Genomic DNA, 18,182 nt, shown 5'->3' with positions numbered 1-18,182 from the left:
AGGGTGTAGGAAATGACTGTACAAGAAATTTCACGAGTAATCGATGGCAAGCGCGTTATTGTGAAGAAACCTGAACTGTTAATCCCTGCGGGTAACTTAGAAAAATTAAAAGTAGCTATCCATTATGGGGCAGATGCTGTATATTTAGGTGGACAAGAATTTGGTCTTCGTTCGAATGCAGGTAACTTTACGCTGGAAGATATGGCAGAAGGCGTTGAATTTGCAAAGAAATATGGAGCGAAAATATATGTAACAACAAATATTTTCGCACATAATGAAAATATGGACGGGCTAGAGGAATATTTAAAAGGGATTGAAAAAGCTGGCGTAACGGGAATTATCGTTGCCGATCCGCTTATTATTGAGACGTGTAAACGTGTAGCGCCTTCTGTTGAGGTGCATTTGAGCACACAGCAATCACTATCCAACTGGAAAGCAGCACAGTATTGGAAAGAAGAAGGTTTACACCGTCTTGTATTAGCTCGTGAAGCAAGCTATGAAGAAATGAAAGAAATTAAAGACAAAGTGGATATTGAAATTGAAGCATTCGTCCATGGTGCAATGTGTATCGCATATTCAGGAAGATGTACATTAAGTAACCATATGACAGCGCGTGACTCTAATCGTGGCGGTTGTTGCCAATCTTGCCGCTGGGATTATGATTTAGTTCAAACAGTATCACAACATAAAGATGCAAAAGAGCTTCCTCTATTCCAAGAAGAAGATGCTCACTTTGCGATGAGTCCAAAAGATTTAAATTTAATTTTATCAATTCCGAAAATGATTGAAATTGGAATCGATAGTTTAAAGGTAGAAGGACGTATGAAATCAATCCATTACGTAGCGACTGTAGCAACTGTATATCGTAAAGTAATTGATGCTTATTGTGCGGATCCGGATAACTTTGAGTTTAAACAAGAATGGTTAGATGAGCTTGATAAATGTGCAAATCGTGATACAGCTCCTGCATTCTTTGAAGGGGTTCCAGGACATCAAGAGCAAATGTTTGGAAATCATAGTAAGAAAACAACGTATGATTTTGCTGGTTTAGTGTTAGATTATAATGAAGAAACGGGCATCGTAACGCTTGAGCAACGTAATCATTTCAAACCAGGACATGAAGTGGAGTTCTTTGGACCAGAAATAGAAAACTTTACGCAGACGGTGGAGAAAATTTGGGATGAGGATGGAAACGAATTAGATGCAGCGAGACATCCGTTGCAAATCGTGAAATTCAAAGTGGATCAACCAGTGTATGTGAATAATATGATGCGCAAAAGCATACTTCAATAAGAAAGAGTGGTAGTCGAATGGGGACGAATAAGCCTGTTGTAATTGGAATCGCTGGTGGTTCAGGATCAGGAAAAACAAGTGTAACGAAAGCGATTTTTGACCATTTTAAAGGTCATTCCATTTTAATCTTGGAGCAAGATTATTATTACAAAGATCAAAGCCATTTACCAATGGAAGAGCGTTTAAAAACAAATTATGATCATCCGCTTGCGTTTGATAATGATCTGTTAATTGAACATTTGCAGCAGTTGCTTGCATATGAGCAAATTGATAAGCCTGTATATGACTATACATTGCATACGCGTTCAGAAGAAATTATTCCAGTTGAGCCGAAAGATGTAATTATTTTAGAAGGGATTCTTATTTTAGAAGACCCACGTCTCTGTGAGTTGATGGACATTAAGTTATTCGTTGATACAGATGCTGACCTTCGTATTCTGCGCCGCATGCAGCGTGATATTAAAGAGCGCGGTCGTACGATGGATTCAGTTATTGATCAGTACGTAACTGTTGTACGTCCAATGCACAATCAATTTATTGAGCCTTCTAAGAAATTTGCGGATATTATTATCCCTGAAGGTGGACAAAACCATGTTGCAATTGATATTATGGTGACAAAAATTGCAACAATTCTTGAACAAAAAGTAAATTTGTAATAGCATAGTAAAAGATGTACGGTAGGAAGGGATTTTTTCCCTTCCCATCGAATACAATGAAACATGCAACCTCATCTATATATAGGTGAGGGCATATTTATATCAACTTTCCATACATATCTTCTTTATATAAAGAAGAATTGGAAATACGGGGTTGTATGTGACAACTCCGCTAGTGCAAGGGTACTAGAAACCTCCGCTAACAATGGAAGCGGAGGAGTTTTCATATGGAACTCCTCTTTTTTTCGGGGGATTGGTATATAAAAGGAGTGGAAAATATGTCAACAGAAAAAACATACCCTATGACGCAAGAGGGTAAGCAAAAACTAGAGAACGAACTTGAGCAATTAAAAACAGTAAAACGTAAAGAAGTAGTAGAACGTATTAAAATCGCACGTAGCTTCGGGGACCTTTCTGAGAACTCTGAGTACGATGCAGCAAAAGATGAGCAAGCGTTCGTAGAAGGACGTATTACACAATTAGAAAATATGATTCGTAACGCAGTTATCATTAAAGATAATGGCGAAGTATCTACTGTTGTTACATTAGGTAAAACAGTAACATTTAAAGAATTACCAAACGGAGATGAAGAAGCGTACACAATCGTAGGTAGCGCGGAAGCTGATCCATTTGAAGGAAGAATTTCTAACGATTCTCCAATCGCAAAAAGCTTATTAGGTAAGCAAATTGGTGAGAAAGTAACAATCCAAACACCAGGCGGAGAAATGCAAGTAGAGATTGTCTCTGTAAAATAATAAAAAAATCACTCGTGTAAAAACGAGTGATTTTTTTATTTGTATAAAAGATGAAACACTCCGTCCAAACTATAATAGACGAGGTGTTTTTTTATGAAAATAAAACGGAGAATTACAATTGTTTTAATTTGTTTTATGGGCATTATGTTTTTATTGCTTTGTCGTTTAATTCAAATCCAAATTATAGATACAGAATCATTTACTGATCGCAAAATAAATTTAATTGAAAAAAGTGTTACGCAACGTACGCAATCCATTGCAGTAGACGATGGGCGTGGGCAGTTTATAGATCGTCATGGTAAAGAAATAGGTGAGGAAAAGTATCCTGTTTTAATTGTTTTTCCATTTTTACAAATAAAAAATGACATGTTAGAGAAAATCGCGCATATCATTGGTGTGTCGAGACAAGAGATCAGAAGACAAATGAAAAATAAAAAAAATGCATTTATACTGCAAGGGGAAACTGTTCCATTTCGAGTGACACGAGAGCAGATGGAGAAGGTAAATCAATTACATGTATTAGGTATTGTAGCAGCTGAAGTACGATTAAAACAAACTGGAGAGATAAATCATTTAATTGGTGATGTAGGGGAGAACGAAAGAGAATTTCAAAATCGATATGGAGAAGTGAAAAAAATTTCAAAACAAACGCCGATAGGTATTTCAGGATTGCAGCAATCATTTGATGAATTTTTATTGACTGATGGAGAGGCAAAAGTATTGTATCAAGTAGATCGGCAAGGAGAACCGATTTTTGGAAATCAAGCGAAATATACTTCACCAGGAAATCCATTTTACCCAGTTAGGATTCAAACTACTTTACATAAAGGATTGCAGCAAAAAGCAGAAGAAGTGATTGAAGCAAACGAAATAAAGAAGGGGGGATTAGTATTACTTGATGTAAAGACAAATGAAATATTAGCGATGGTCAGTAAACCGTCTTTACAAGTAAGAGATAAGAATTTATATAAGACTACACTTGAAAATCAAATGTTAACGCCACATTTTCCAGGCTCTGTTTTTAAAACAGTAGTTGCAGCGGCAGTCATTGATCAAAAAGTGAATTTGTTTAATCGGACATTTAACTGTAATAAAGATTTATATGGTGAAAACGACCCACAAGTTATGATGGGTACGCTTAACTTCAAAGAGAGCTTTGCTAGGAGCTGTAACAGGACATTTTCTGAGTTAGGTAACGAGCTATTACAAAAGGATAGGACGGTGCTAGAAACATACGTAGCAGCTTTAGGAGCAAATGAAAAGGTTGGATGGAAAGGTTCGGTATTTCATACACCTCATTTTGAGCAAATGCCAGAAGAGAAAGGCACTACTATTTGGGGGAATGAAGAAAATAAAAATAGTAAAAAAGCGGTAGAGCAAACAGCGATTGGACAGAAAGATGTACGTATATCACCTCTAGCAATTGCAAATATGATGGCGACGATTGCGAGGAATGGAGAAAAGATGGAAGTGAAAGCTGTTGAAAAAATAGTATATAAAAATGGAGTGGATTTCTTTACATTTGAGAACCATACGTTACATGGAAAACAGCTTTCGTATGAAACAGTGAAAACATTACAAGAGTTATTAAGAGGTGTTGTAACAAGGGAGAAAGGTACAGGAACGGCATTCCGCTCGTTGCCGCTCAGTGTCGCTGGAAAATCCGGAACAGCGCAAACAGGGAAAGAGACGAGGGTGAATCGCTGGTTTGCAGGTTACTTTCCGTATGAGAATCCAAGATATGCTTTAGTTGTTGTTGATCTAGAGACAGATAGCAAAGTGAATAAAGTTACACCTATTTTTAAAGATATGGTAGGAGCAATCTATCAATTGGAGAATGAAAAGTAATCTTGCAATTTATAGTGAATTGTTTTCATTTCATGAAAATATCATTGTAAATGTTCAACCTTTCTAGATTTAATGTTACAATAGCAATTAGGAAAAACTGCATGGAGGTTTGGAGAATGGCAGGAGGATCAAGATTCCAACAGAAACAACAAAAACGTCGTCAAAACGGTGTTTTAAATATTGCAATCGCTATTGTGTTACTATTAGTAGCTATTGTAGCATATCAATTGTTCGTTCCTAATACGAAAGAGCAAGCATCTTCTAGTGATAAGAAAGTCTCTCAACAAACAACAAAGAATGAGAAAGCTGGAAAATCAGAAGATAAAGCATCTGCTAAGAAAAAAGAAAAAGAGCAAGAGCAAGCAGAAGCTAAGCAAAAAGCTGAAGAAGAGAAGTTAAAGGCTGAGGAAGAAAAGAAAAAAGCTGAAGAAGAAGCGAAAGCTAACGAGAAAGTATCAGCTGAAAAAACTGTATCCAAGGCAAAAGAGGCTTATACAAAACCTTCTTGGAAAGCTGTAGGAACAGAACAAGGTTCATCACCAGCGATGACGTTTAAACAGGGGTCATCAGATTGGAATGAGATGCAAAGTGCAATTGCTGCAGGTATTGAAGTACCGAAGGAGCAATTAGTATTCCATTTTGTTGGAAGAGACAAAACTGGAAAGAGCAAAGCTTATGGTGACGTTCAAGATAAGCAAAGTGGAAAAAGATATTACGTAAATATTGATTGGGTAGATAATGAGGGCTGGAAACCAGTACTTGTTCAAACTCTAAACTAAAAAAGAGAAGCTCCTTAGGAGCTTCTCTTTTTTTAGTTAACGCAATTTCTTTAATTTAAAATGAACAACCGCGCTATAATACGGTCTTTTGCTTTCAGGATCCATAACCATTTGATGTGAGATGTGATGAACTTCAAGCATAAGTGCTTTATTATTATCGATTTGTTCACTAATTTTTCGTTCTAAAGAAGCTAAGTCTCCCGCTTCAAAAAATTCTATTTTATCTTCTAACATTTCAAAGGTAAATGACATGAAGACGGCCCCTCTCCTATGTAATCAACTATAGTGTAACAAAGAAAAGAAGGAAATACCATGTACATTTCAATTGACATTTTTAGAAAGAGGGAATATCATACTGATAAAACCGATAAGAAAAAGGGGAATTTTTATGGGCACAGAATTTAATGGTTTATTTGATGAGTGGGCTCATACGTACGACTCATTCGTACAAGGCGAAGATATACAATATAAAGAAGTTTTCGCCCATTATGAGGATATTCTAGAGGATGTAGTTAACAAGTCATTTGGTAATGTATTAGAATTTGGTGTCGGTACAGGTAATTTAACAAATAAATTATTACTTGCTGGCCGCACAGTTTACGGTATAGAACCGTCGCGTGAAATGCGTATGATTGCAAAAGAGAAATTGCCAAAAGAATTTTCGATTACAGAAGGTGATTTTCTGTCGTTTGAAGTCCAAAATTCAATTGATACCATTGTTAGCACCTATGCATTTCATCATTTAACAGATGATGAAAAAAATGTAGCGGTTGCGAAGTATAGTCAATTGCTAAACAAAGGTGGTAAAATAGTGTTTGCTGATACGATATTTGCAGATCAAGATGCATATGATAAAACTGTTGAAACAGCAAAACAAAGAGGTTTTCACCAGTTAGCAAACGATTTGCAAACGGAATACTATACACGTATTCCAGTTATGCAGACTATTTTTGAAAACAATGGCTTCCATGTAACGTTTACGAGATTAAATCATTTCGTTTGGGTAATGGAGGCAACTAAGCAATAGAAAGAGGGATTAGATTGAGAATTGCTGTAATTGGAGCAATGGAAGAAGAAGTACGTATTTTACGTGACAAATTAGAACAAGCAGAAACAGAAACGGTTGCAGGTTGTGAATTTACGAAAGGACTATTAGCAGGACATGAAGTAATCTTGTTAAAGTCTGGTATTGGTAAAGTAAATGCAGCGATGTCAACGACAATTTTATTAGAAAAGTATAAGCCTGAAAAAGTAATTAATACTGGTTCAGCTGGTGGATTCCATCATTCTCTAAACGTTGGTGATGTAGTTATTTCCACTGAAGTTCGTCACCATGACGTAGATGTAACAGTATTTAACTATGAATATGGTCAAGTACCAGGAATGCCGCCTGGATTTAAAGCTGATGAGGCGTTAGTTGCATTAGCTGAGAAATGTATGCAAGCTGAAGAAAATATTCAAGTTGTAAAAGGTATGATTGCAACAGGTGATTCATTTATGAGTGATCCGAACCGCGTTGCAGCCATCCGTGATAAATTTGAAAATCTTTATGCGGTAGAAATGGAAGCAGCAGCTGTTGCACAAGTATGCCACCAATATGAAGTTCCGTTTGTTATCATTCGCGCACTTTCTGATATTGCTGGTAAAGAATCAAATGTTTCATTTGATCAGTTTTTAGATCAAGCAGCTCTTCATTCTACAAACTTTATCGTAAAAGTGTTAGAAGAGTTAAAGTAATGTAACAAAAAGGCAACTGTCTCATATAAAGAAAATACATACAGTTGCCTTTTCTTTATTGGCAAACAAGGGGGAGAACACGATGAATGTATATCGTGGAGTTCATGAGTTAATCGGTCATACACCAATTGTAGAAATTACTCGTTTTTCACTTCCGAAAGGGGTCCGTTTATTTGCAAAACTTGAATTTTATAACCCAGGCGGAAGCGTTAAGGATCGTTTAGGAAGAGAATTAATCGAAGATGCGCTAGAAAAAGGGCTTGTTACCCAGGGTGGAACAATTATTGAACCGACTGCTGGGAATACTGGTATTGGACTGGCACTTGCAGCGTTAGAACATGATTTGCGCGTTATTGTTTGTGTACCAGAGAAATTTAGTATTGAAAAACAAGAGTTAATGAAAGCGCTAGGTGCAACGGTCGTGCATACACCGACTGAGCAAGGAATGACCGGTGCAATTGCAAAAGCAAAAGAGTTAGTAAATGAAATACCGAATTCATACTCTCCAAGTCAATTTGCAAATGAGGCAAATCCTCGTGCATACTTTAAAACGTTAGGCCCTGAACTGTGGGATGCATTGAATGGAGAGATTAACATATTTGTTGCTGGAGCAGGAACTGGCGGTACTTTTATGGGGACTGCATCTTATTTGAAAGAAAAAAATATAGATATTAAAACAGTTATCGTAGAGCCAGAAGGATCTATTTTAAATGGTGGTAAGGCTGGTTCACATGAGACCGAAGGAATTGGATTGGAATTTATCCCGCCATTTTTGAAGACATCTTATTTTGATGAAATTCATACGATTTCTGATCGAAATGCATTTTTAAGAGTGAAAGAATTAGCGCAAAAAGAAGGACTTCTCGTTGGAAGCTCTTCAGGAGCAGCATTTCATGCGAGCTTACTTGAGGCAGAGAAGGCAGCGCCAGGTACAAATATTGTAACAATTTTTCCTGATAGCAGTGAGCGCTATTTAAGTAAAGACATATACAAAGGATGGGAATAAAAAATGAGAGCAAAGACAAAGTTAATTCATGGTATTCGCATAGGAGAACCTTCAACTGGATCTGTAAACGTACCGATCTATCAAACAAGTACGTACAAACAAGAAGCAGTTGGTAAGCATCAAGGATATGAATATTCACGTACAGGTAACCCAACACGTGCAGCTTTAGAAGAAATGATTGCTGTATTAGAAAATGGGCATGCTGGATTTGCATTTGGCTCTGGAATGGCTGCTATTACAGCGACAATTATGTTGTTCTCAAAAGGTGACCACGTTATTTTAACAGATGATGTTTATGGTGGAACGTATCGTGTTATTACAAAAGTATTAAACCGCTTCGGTATTGAACATACATTTGTAGACACAACAAACTTAGAGGAAGTTGTAGAAGCAATTCGTCCAAATACGAAAGCAATCTATGTGGAAACACCAACGAATCCATTACTAAAAATTACTGATATTAAGAAAATATCTACTCTTGCTAAAGAGAAAGATTTATTAACAATTATTGATAATACATTCATGACGCCATATTGGCAGTCGCCGATTTCTTTAGGAGCAGACATTGTACTTCACAGTGCAACGAAATATTTAGGAGGTCATAGTGACGTAGTTGCAGGTCTAGTAGTGGTAAATAGCCCACAACTAGCAGAAGACCTTCACTTTGTACAAAACTCAACAGGAGGTATTCTTGGACCACAAGATAGCTTCTTACTACTTCGCGGTTTAAAAACATTAGGAATTCGTATGGAAGAACATGAAACGAATTCACGCGCTATTGCTGAATTCTTAAATAATCATCCAAAAGTAAATAAAGTATATTACCCAGGTCTTGAATCACATCAAAACCACGAATTAGCAACAGAACAAGCAAATGGATTTGGTGCTATTATCTCGTTTGATGTAGATAGTGAGGAAACATTAAATAAAGTACTTGAGAAACTGCAATACTTTACACTTGCTGAAAGCTTAGGAGCAGTAGAAAGTTTAATTTCTATCCCATCTCAAATGACACATGCATCAATCCCAGCAGATCGCCGTAAAGAATTAGGAATTACAGATACATTAATTCGTATTTCTGTCGGTATTGAAGATGGTGAAGATTTAATTGAAGATTTAGCACAAGCGCTAGCGTAATAAAAAATGCACTGCTAATGTGGAGCAGTGCATTTTTATTATGTTAATTTGTGAAATGTTTCACAAATTAGACATACACAAATGAAATGATTTCATGTATATTGAATTCATGAAATGTTATTCACGAGTAAACTTGTGAAATGTTTCACAAACAATGGGATTCATGTAGGACGGTAACTCTATTTTTTTTCGCTAATCGGGACTTATTATGACCTATAGGGACTTATAAAGACCGTGATAACAGAATAGGAGGAAATTTACATGGTAGTCAAAGAGAAAGTTGTAAATGAAATGCAAGAGGTAAAAGAGATGATTGATACGTTAGTAAATAACGGTCAACAAGCTTTACAAGCATTAGAAAGTTTTACACAAGAGCAGATTGACAACATTGTTCATGAAATGGCATTAGCAGGTGTTGATCAACATATGCCACTTGCAAAATTGGCTGTTGAAGAAACAGGCCGTGGTGTCTATGAAGACAAATGCATTAAAAATATTTTTGCCACTGAATATATTTGGCATAGTATAAAGCAAGATAAAACGGTAGGAATTATTCACGAAGATCCTCATGAAGAAATAATAGAAATTGCAGAACCTGTCGGTGTAGTAGCTGGGGTAACACCAGTAACGAATCCAACGTCGACAACAATGTTTAAAGCGTTGATTGCGATAAAAACGAGAAATCCAATTATTTTCGCATTTCATCCTTCTGCACAAAATTGTTCGGTGGCAGCAGCGAAAACCGTATATGATGCAGCAATGAAAGCTGGTGCACCAAAACATTGTATTCAATGGATTGAAAGACCGTCTGTCGAAGCGACGAAACAATTAATGAACCATGAGGGTGTGGCACTCGTTCTAGCAACTGGAGGCGCTGGTATGGTGAAATCAGCTTACTCTACTGGAAAACCAGCGCTAGGTGTAGGTCCTGGTAATGTACCGTGTTATATAGAAAAATCAGCACATGTAAAACGAGCTGTTAATGATTTAATTTTATCGAAAACATTTGATAACGGTATGATTTGTGCATCGGAACAAGCAATCATTGTCGATAAAGAAATCTATGATGATGTTAAAACAGAAATGATCGAAAACAATTGTTACTTTGTAACAGAAGAAGAAAGAAAAAAATTAGAAAAGCTCGTTATAAATGAAAATACATGTGCAGTAAATAGTGATATTGTAGGAAAATCAGCACAGTATATTGCCGAATTAGTTGGGATTACTGTTCCTGAACATACAAAAATGCTTGTAGCTGAAATTCAAGGTATCGGAGCAGCATACCCGTTATCTCGTGAGAAACTGAGCCCAGTATTAGCCTGTGTGAAGGCGAATTCATTAGAAAAAGGATTTACATATTGCGAAGAAATGTTGAACCTCGGTGGTTTAGGACATTCAGCAGTTATTCATTCTACAAATAAAGAAGTGCAAAAGCAATTTGGATTACGTATGAAAGCTTGCCGTCTCATTGTAAATGCACCTTCATCACAAGGTGGAATAGGGGATATATATAACGGATTTATTCCATCACTTACACTTGGTTGTGGTTCTTACGGAAAAAATTCAGTTTCCCAAAATGTAACAGCGACTCATTTATTAAATATAAAAAGGCTGGCAAATAGAAAAAAGAATATGCAGTGGTTCAAATTGCCACCAAAAATTTATTTTGAAAAACATGCTACAGCGTATTTAGCAAATATGCCTAACATTTCACGTGCATTTATTGTAACGGATCCTGGAATGGTTGAACATGGCTATGTCGATACAGTCACGCACTATTTAAACAAGCATGCAAATGATGTGAAAATTGAAGTTTTCTTTGAGGTCGAACCAGATCCATCAGATGAAACTGTCTTTAAAGGTGCGGAAATGATGAGAAGCTTTAAGCCAGATGTAATTATCGCACTTGGTGGCGGTTCAGCTATGGATGCAGCAAAAGGAATGTGGTTATTCTATGAGCATCCAGAAACGACATTCTATGGCATTAAACAGAAGTTTTTAGATATAAGAAAACGTACATGTAAATATCCGGAATTAGGAAATAAGGCGCAGTTTGTTGCGATTCCAACAACATCAGGAACAGGATCAGAAGTGACACCATTTGCGGTTATTACAGATAAGAAAAATAATATAAAGTATCCGCTCGCAGATTATGAATTAACACCAGATGTAGCAATTGTTGATCCGCAATTTGTAATGACAGTACCACCACATGTAACAGCAGATACTGGTATGGATGTTTTAACACATGCAATTGAGGCGTATGTGTCTGTTATGGCAAATGACTATACAGATGGATTAGCATTAAAAGCTATTGATCTCGTATTCAAATATTTACCGAGAGCATATAAAGATGGAAATGATGAAGAAGCACGGGAAAAAATGCATAACGCTTCTGCAATTGCAGGGATGGCATTTGCAAATGCTTTTCTAGGTATTAATCACAGCTTAGCACATAAAATTGGTCCAGAATTCCATATTCCGCACGGACGTGCAAATGCAATTCTTATGCCGCATGTAGTCCGCTATAATGCTATTAAGCCAAGAAAACACGCATTGTTCCCAAAATATGAGCACTTTGTAGCAGATGAACGCTATGCACATATTGCGAGAATGCTCGGGCTTCCAGCAAGCTCAGTAGCAGAAGGTGTGGAATCACTCGTCAAAGCAATTATTGAGCTTGGAAAAAGCTTAAATATTAATATGAGTATTGCCGGACAAGGGGTAGATAAAGAGCAATTTGAAGAGGTTGTTGGAGTATTAGCAGAAAGAGCTTTTGAAGATCAATGTACAACTGCTAATCCAAAGTTACCGCTTATTTCAGAGCTGAAAGAAATTTATATGGAAGCATATAAAGGTGAATAATGATTAAAAAAGAGCCGCAGTAAAGTGAACTGCACCCCAATTGTTAGACACAGTCTAACAATTGGAGGTGCAGTTTTTCTATGGCTAAATTTACAGCTGATGAAAAAATACAAATCGTTCTACGTTATTTGAACGGAAATGAAAGTTATCGAGAACTGGGTAGATCGCTCGGTATAAGTGACACAATCATTTTGAATTGGGTAAACCAATATAAACAGAATGGTCTGGAAGCTTTTCTAAAACGATGTACAAATTACACACAACAATTTAAACTAGACGTACTAAACTTTATGATTGAAAACGGTATGTCCTTATTTGAGACGGCAGCTATCTTTAATATTCCTGCCCCTTCAACGATTTCTGTTTGGAAAAAACAGCTCGAAACACAAGGAATTGATGCCCTTCAATCTAAGAAAAAGGGGCGTCCATCCATGAAAAAAGATTCAAATAAACAATTAAAACAACCTTTAGCTGAAGGGTCAGTCGAAGCACTTGAAGCACGCATTAAACAGCTTGAGATGGAAAATGAGTACTTAAAAAAGTTAAATGCCTTAGTTCAAAACAAGGAAAAATCACAAAACAAGACAAAGCGCAAGTAGTCTATGAATTAAGGCATAAATATTCGGTCAAGGCACTCGTGGAGCTAGCTACTATTCCTCGAAGCACGTATTATGATTTAGTAAAGAAAATGAATCGTCCAGATGTAGATGCCGATTTGAAAGCTGAGATTAAAGCGATTTATGAGGAAAATGAAGGTCGTTATGGTTACCGTCGCATTCGTGATGAATTAACGAATCGTGGCCAGAAAGTGAACCACAAGAAGGTTCAGCGCATTATGAAAGAGCTTGGGTTAAAGTGTGTTGTGCGTATGAAGAAATATAAATCCTATAAAGGAAAAGTCGGTAGAATTGCACCTAATATTTTAGAGCGTAATTTTCATACAGATGCACCGAATCAAAAGTGGGTAACAGACATCACCGAGTTTAAATTGTTTGGAGAAGAACTGTATGTATCACCTGTATTAGATTTGTATAATGATGAAATTATTACCTATACAATTGGTTCTAGACCGACGTATTCGCTTGTTTCAGACATGTTAGAGAAAGCATTGGAACGTTTACCCGAAACCCACCAGCTACTGATGCATTCGGATCAAGGATGGCATTATCAAATGAGACAGTACGTCCGGACACTTGAATCAAGAGCTATCGTCCAGAGTATGTCTCGAAAAGGAAACTGTTACGACAACGCAGTAATAGAAAATTTCTTTGGGATTATGAAGTCGGAGTTCCTCTACATAAAAGAATTTGAAAATGTAGAGCACTTTAAAATAGAATTAGAAAAATATATAGATTATTATAATACGAAACGGATTAAGGCAAAATTAAAAATGAGCCCGGTACAATACCGGACTCACTTTTATCAAGCTGCCTAATGAAATAACCGTGTCTAACTTTTAGGGGTCACTTCAAAAGCGGCTCTTTTTTTGTTGGAAAACATCTCCCAGAATGCCTGTATTTACTGGTCTTTCAGTTTCATAGAATATGATAAAGTGAAATGGAGGAGTGAGAATATAATGAAAGAATTACAAGGGAAAATAGAAGATTATACTAGGTTCGGACAAATTCTTCTCGCTGTAAGTACATTGTTAATGGTTGGCTTGTTGATTCCGGATGGAGCAAAAGAGACAATCCAATTTTTTGTTATGATGGGGAGCATCGTTATATTTTTAAGTTTATCGTTCTTTTTCTTTCAGCGTGTGAAAGTAATGCGTGACCAGTTAGAGGAAAATGAATGTGAATAATATTGTTAACTAGAGCGCGGCGAAAAGAAAGAATCTTTTTGTCGCGCTTTTTGTTTTTTGTAGAAAAATGTATGCGTTTCATGTTGACAATGATAATCCTTATCAATTAAAGTAGAATAGTGGTTAATGATTATCATTATCAATTAGAGGTGAAGGAATGAAAAAGTCTATTACGCTATTTACAGCGATTTTATCTATTTTTTTCTTGTTAATAGGTTGCAGTGCCAAAGGGGACGAAAAAGCGTCTGCAACCAAAATAGAAAAAGAAAAAATCGAAATTACCGACCTGTCAGGGAGAAAGGTAACATTCGATAAAGTACCAGAAAGTTTTGCAACATTAAGTATGGGAGACATGGATATTATTCATGCTTTAGGTGGAAAAGTAGTAGGTCGTCCGGATACGAAATTAACTCTTCCAGAGGAGTTAAAGAAAGCAAAAGTAATCGGGAATGCACATCAACCGAACTTTGAGCAAATTGCTAGTTTAAAGCCCGATGTACTTGTTGCTAACAATGGATTCCAAAAGAATGTGCCAACGGTTGAAGGACAGGGAACGAAAGTAATCATTTCTTCTGCGAATTCTGTACAAGATATTCAAAAGAATATTGAATTATATGGAACGGTAATGAAGAAAGAAGATAAAGCAAAAGAACTTAATCAAAAAATCAATGATCAAATGAAGAAATATGACAAAAAGAGCGATGTGAAAGCATTGCTAGTGTATGGCGCACCAGGTACTTATTTAGCGGCATTACCAACATCTTTATCAGGTGATGTTTTAGAAAAAACAGGCGGGAAAAATATTGCTTCTGATTTTCCAGAAACGAAAGAATATCCGCAATATGCACAGCTAAGTGTAGAACGTATTATTGAGGCGAATCCAGATGTCATTTATTTAATTACACACGGAGATCCAAAAAGTGTGAAAAAAGCATTCGAAGGCGAAATGATGAAAAATGAAGCGTGGAAAAATTTAGATGCAGTAAAACAAAACCGCGTAGTTATTTTGCCACCTGATTTATTTGGATCTAATCCTGGGACAAAAGTTACAGAAGCAATGGACTTTATGTATAAAAGTATACAAGATGTAAGGAAATGATACGTATGGAAAGTAGTGAAGTAGTAAGAGAAAAGGAACATCCTTTTGCGAAAAAAAGATGGATAATAGCAGTTACTTTAGTTGTATTAACAATTCTAGGCCTCTTTTACGGACTTTTCGCAGGAAGTTTATCTTTTTCTGTACGAGACATTCTAACAGGTATACAAGATGAAGGTTCGACAGTTCATCGAATTGTATGGGATCTTCGCATACCGAGAGTTCTCGTTGGGTTTATAGTAGGAACATGTTTAGCTGCATCTGGTACACTGTTGCAAGGGGTTATGAGAAACCCTCTTGCAGATCCTGGTATTATTGGGGTTTCATCTGGGGCAGGTCTTGTAGCAATTGTCATCATGATTTTATTCCCACAGCATCTAGCTTTTTTACCACTAGGGGCGTTTTTAGGAGCTTTCATAACAGCAATGGTTATTTATGCTTTATCATGGCAAAAAGGGGCACCACCTTCAAGAATCGTCTTAGTAGGAGTGTCAATCAATGCATTAATTGGTGCAGCAACGTCAGCTTTAATGTTATTACATAGTGACAAAGTACAATCCGTGTTACCGTGGCTAGCGGGCGGCATTGGTGGTGTAAGTTGGGCACATTTAAACATGATTATTTATTATGCAATATTCGCCATTATATTAGCTTTCTTTGGTATTAAGCATATTCGAGTGTTAATGCTTGGAGATGAAATGGCAAAACTATTAGGACATAATGTGGAAAAAAGTCGGTTTTATTTAATCGTAGTAAGTACATTATTAGCTGGAATTGCAGTAAGTGTGTCTGGTCTTATTGGATTTGTCGGTCTTGTCGTACCACATATGCTACGTTTATTAGTTGGAAATGATTATAGATATTTGCTACCTTTATCATGCCTTGGCGGCGGGGTATTACTTGTTTTTGCGGATGCAATAGCTCGAAGTTGGTTTGACCCAATCGAATTGCCTGTTGGTATTTTACTGTCCTTCTTAGGTGGTCCTTTCTTCTTATATTTAATTCATAGAGGAGGAAAACAACGTGATTTCCGTTAACAAAGTGTTTTATGCACACTCTGAAAGATTTCAAATGCAAAATATGAATGTACATATTAAGGCTGGAGAAATCGTTAGTTTAATTGGTCCGAATGGATCGGGAAAATCTACTTTGCTTCGTTTAATAGCAAGGCTACTGAAACAAAGCGAAGGGGACATCATTTTAGATGGGAAAAATATTCATATGATGAAGAGTGCTGATGTAGCGAAGCAATTAGCGATGTTACCACAAATGCATGATCATCAATTAGATTTGACAGTGAAAGAACTAATTGAGTTCGGAAGAGGTCCACATAAATCATGGAGTAGCCGCTTAAATAAAGAAGATGAAGAAATTGTTGATTGGGCATTGTCTGTTACAAATCTTGAAGGGTATGAATATCGTCTTTTACATTCTTTATCAGGAGGGGAACGGCAACGTGCTTGGATTGCGATGACGCTAGCGCAACGTACAAATGTCTTATTATTGGATGAACCAACAACCTTTTTAGATATCGTTCACCAGTTGGAAGTAATGGAACTTGTGAAACGATTAAATGAGGAGTTTGGAATGACGATTATAATGGTTTTACATGACATTAACCAAGCTGCTCAATATAGCGATCGTTTACTTGTATTAAAGCGAGGAAAGATTCAGTATGATGGTATACCAGAAGAAGTACTATGCCATGAAATGTTTCAACATGTATTTGGCATAGATGTAGATATTTTTCAAGGAAATGACAAGCCGTTTTTTACACCGAAACGAATTTCTAAAAGGGGAGAAGAGCGATGCAAACAGAAGAGCGTATTACCACTGAATTAGTAAGAGAATTTGTTATGGCAGCTCACGGGGATTTAGAGAAAGTACAAGAGCTATTGGCTGAATCGCCAAGCTTACTTCACGCCTCTTATAATTGGGGTGGATCAGATTGGGAAAGTGCGTTAGGGGCATCGGCACATGTAGGTCGTAAAGATATTGCTCTTTATTTACTAGAAAAGGGTGCTCGGATGGATATTTTTGCAGCAGCTATGCTTGGTGAATTAGAAATTGTACAAGCTATTTTAGTAGCTCAACCAGAAGCATTGCATGCATCTGGTCCTCATGGTATTTCTCTTCTTCAGCATGCACGAATGGGTGGAGAGAAATCTAAGCGTGTATATGATTATTTAGCAATACTATCTTAATGAATGAAGTTCTTATGTGCGGTAAACTTTTCACTTGAAACAATTGGAAAGTTTACCGCCCGTTAGAACGGGATAAGTATCTAGTATATTTGAAAATCCTACACCCCCCTCAATTGTAGTTTTCTTTATGCTAGTTATGATATGGATGCGGTAGACAATATTTGTCTACTGCTTTTTTTAGGTTTATAAGAATGAAAATTCCGTGTTTTTATGTTGGTTCATTTATCCCGCTATTTTCCAGGCAGTAAGACACCCGCCTAAAAATTCAGCTAAAGTAAAGAAGTTAGACGGGAGATCCACTGCCCGTAAATGCCCGATTGGTGAAGGCTAATAATCAGTGGGGATGAACAAAATTCCCCACTAATTAAAGTTTCACTTTATAATAGATAGTAACATTTCGTATACATACAAAACATGATCGTGAAATTAAGAACAAATTAGTGGAAAGGAGTGCCAGCATGTTTCATACAGAACGTTTACAAATTCGCAAATATACAATGGATGATTTACAGTTCTACGCTTCACTATGGGGGAACGAGAAGGTAATGCGCTATATTGGAAATGGGACGTTAAAAACATATATACAGTGTAAAAAAAGTCTGGAGGAATGGGTGATTCCTAGCTATAAAAACGGTCTCGGTTTATTTGTATTGATTGAAAAGGAAACGGGAACAAGAATTGGTCATGCAGGGCTGATACAGCAGAAGATAGATGGAAAAGAGGAAATTGAAATTGGTTATTGGTTACTTCCTCAGTATTGGGGAAAAGGGTATGCAAAAGAAGCGGCGGCAGCATTTCGTGACTATGGTTTCCAAGCATTACGAATGAATAAATTAATTTCTCTTATTAATCCGAATCATCCGGCCTCAATATTTGTTGCTAGAAAAACAGGGCTCAGCTATGAGAAAACAACGTCATTTCATGGAATCGATGTTCTAGTTTATTCTATTAAGCGTGTTGGATGAAAAAATTACTTTTTTAAAGGTAAATTACATTTTTTGA

At 36.7% G+C, this 18,182-nt stretch carries 18 protein-coding genes; 17 read left to right on the top strand and 1 reads right to left on the bottom strand.

Going from position 1 to position 18,182, the window contains the following annotated elements; translation table 11 throughout:
- Window positions 1-12: 12 nt before the first annotated feature.
- The 5 genes from AC241_RS21735 (at window position 13) to AC241_RS21715 (ending at window position 5,331) form a co-directional block, all read left to right on the top strand.
- The gene (locus tag AC241_RS21735; RefSeq protein WP_000217961.1) at window positions 13-1,293 is read left to right on the top strand and encodes a peptidase U32 family protein; all 1,281 of its coding nucleotides are present in this window, start codon (window positions 13-15) and stop codon (window positions 1,291-1,293) included.
- Window positions 1,294-1,310: 17 nt separating this feature from the next.
- Entirely contained in the window at window positions 1,311-1,949 is a 639-nt protein-coding gene (gene udk / locus AC241_RS21730; protein ID WP_000537080.1) for a uridine kinase, read from the top strand.
- A gap of 278 nt (window positions 1,950-2,227) precedes the next feature.
- Window positions 2,228-2,704, top strand: a complete 477-nt coding sequence (gene greA / locus AC241_RS21725; RefSeq protein ID WP_080117279.1) for a transcription elongation factor GreA — start codon at window positions 2,228-2,230, stop codon at window positions 2,702-2,704.
- 93 nt (window positions 2,705-2,797) lie between these two features.
- Window positions 2,798-4,552, top strand: coding sequence for a peptidoglycan D,D-transpeptidase FtsI family protein (locus AC241_RS21720; RefSeq protein ID WP_043938437.1), 1,755 nt, complete (start codon window positions 2,798-2,800; stop codon window positions 4,550-4,552).
- 116 nt (window positions 4,553-4,668) lie between these two features.
- The gene (locus AC241_RS21715; RefSeq protein ID WP_016080220.1) at window positions 4,669-5,331 is read left to right on the top strand and encodes a YrrS family protein; all 663 of its coding nucleotides are present in this window, start codon (window positions 4,669-4,671) and stop codon (window positions 5,329-5,331) included.
- A 36-nt stretch (window positions 5,332-5,367) separates the two neighbouring features.
- On the opposite strand, the gene AC241_RS21710 is transcribed toward AC241_RS21715, so the two are convergent.
- The gene (locus tag AC241_RS21710; RefSeq protein WP_000010979.1) at window positions 5,368-5,583 is read right to left on the bottom strand and encodes a YrzA family protein; all 216 of its coding nucleotides are present in this window, start codon (window positions 5,581-5,583) and stop codon (window positions 5,368-5,370) included.
- Window positions 5,584-5,719: 136 nt separating this feature from the next.
- Here AC241_RS21710 and AC241_RS21705 point away from each other — a divergent pair, with 136 nt between their 5' ends.
- The 12 genes from AC241_RS21705 (at window position 5,720) to AC241_RS21645 (ending at window position 18,145) form a co-directional block, all read left to right on the top strand.
- The gene (locus tag AC241_RS21705) at window positions 5,720-6,358 is read left to right on the top strand and encodes a class I SAM-dependent methyltransferase (protein WP_043938439.1); all 639 of its coding nucleotides are present in this window, start codon (window positions 5,720-5,722) and stop codon (window positions 6,356-6,358) included.
- Between the two features lie 14 nt (window positions 6,359-6,372).
- Window positions 6,373-7,068, top strand: a complete 696-nt coding sequence (gene mtnN, locus AC241_RS21700) for a 5'-methylthioadenosine/S-adenosylhomocysteine nucleosidase (protein ID WP_029443343.1) — start codon at window positions 6,373-6,375, stop codon at window positions 7,066-7,068.
- Window positions 7,069-7,150: 82 nt separating this feature from the next.
- The gene (locus AC241_RS21695) at window positions 7,151-8,074 is read left to right on the top strand and encodes an O-acetylserine dependent cystathionine beta-synthase (protein ID WP_001103877.1); all 924 of its coding nucleotides are present in this window, start codon (window positions 7,151-7,153) and stop codon (window positions 8,072-8,074) included.
- Window positions 8,075-8,077: 3 nt separating this feature from the next.
- Window positions 8,078-9,211 (top strand): bifunctional cystathionine gamma-lyase/homocysteine desulfhydrase, encoded by a 1,134-nt coding sequence (locus AC241_RS21690; protein ID WP_001201921.1) that lies wholly within the window; start codon window positions 8,078-8,080, stop codon window positions 9,209-9,211.
- Between the two features lie 261 nt (window positions 9,212-9,472).
- Entirely contained in the window at window positions 9,473-12,076 is a 2,604-nt protein-coding gene (adhE, locus tag AC241_RS21685; RefSeq protein ID WP_000260463.1) for a bifunctional acetaldehyde-CoA/alcohol dehydrogenase, read from the top strand.
- A gap of 80 nt (window positions 12,077-12,156) precedes the next feature.
- Window positions 12,157-13,511, top strand: a protein-coding gene (locus AC241_RS33230) for an IS3 family transposase (protein ID WP_155417072.1) whose coding sequence is annotated in 2 segments (ribosomal slippage) — window positions 12,157-12,610 and window positions 12,610-13,511 — 1,356 coding nt in all. Because the reading frame shifts where the segments join, the coding sequence is not laid out codon by codon here.
- A 141-nt stretch (window positions 13,512-13,652) separates the two neighbouring features.
- Window positions 13,653-13,880, top strand: coding sequence for a YrhC family protein (locus AC241_RS21670; RefSeq protein ID WP_000661454.1), 228 nt, complete (start codon window positions 13,653-13,655; stop codon window positions 13,878-13,880).
- A gap of 157 nt (window positions 13,881-14,037) precedes the next feature.
- Window positions 14,038-14,979 carry an ABC transporter substrate-binding protein gene (locus tag AC241_RS21665; RefSeq protein WP_029443342.1) on the top strand — a complete coding sequence of 314 codons (942 nt, stop codon included), beginning with the start codon at window positions 14,038-14,040 and terminating at the stop codon, window positions 14,977-14,979.
- A 5-nt stretch (window positions 14,980-14,984) separates the two neighbouring features.
- A complete protein-coding gene (locus AC241_RS21660; protein ID WP_002082127.1) occupies window positions 14,985-16,013 on the top strand; it encodes a FecCD family ABC transporter permease in 1,029 nt (342 codons plus the stop codon).
- Entirely contained in the window at window positions 16,000-16,818 is an 819-nt protein-coding gene (locus AC241_RS21655; protein ID WP_016080224.1) for an ABC transporter ATP-binding protein, read from the top strand. Before AC241_RS21660 ends, AC241_RS21655 begins: the two co-directional genes overlap by 14 nt.
- Window positions 16,785-17,180: an ankyrin repeat domain-containing protein gene (locus AC241_RS21650; RefSeq protein ID WP_029443341.1), complete on the top strand. Its 396-nt coding sequence runs from the start codon at window positions 16,785-16,787 to the stop codon at window positions 17,178-17,180. The genes AC241_RS21655 and AC241_RS21650 overlap by 34 nt, the downstream gene beginning before the upstream one ends.
- Window positions 17,181-17,566: 386 nt before the next feature.
- Entirely contained in the window at window positions 17,567-18,145 is a 579-nt protein-coding gene (locus AC241_RS21645; RefSeq protein WP_141542485.1) for a GNAT family N-acetyltransferase, read from the top strand.
- Window positions 18,146-18,182 lie beyond the last annotated feature (37 nt).

Source organism: Bacillus thuringiensis (assembly GCF_001182785.1).
Taxonomy (GTDB): domain Bacteria; phylum Bacillota; class Bacilli; order Bacillales; family Bacillaceae_G; genus Bacillus_A; species Bacillus_A thuringiensis_S.
The sequence above is the reverse complement of the archived record's forward strand: the minus strand, read 5'-3'. Positions and strand labels throughout refer to the sequence as shown.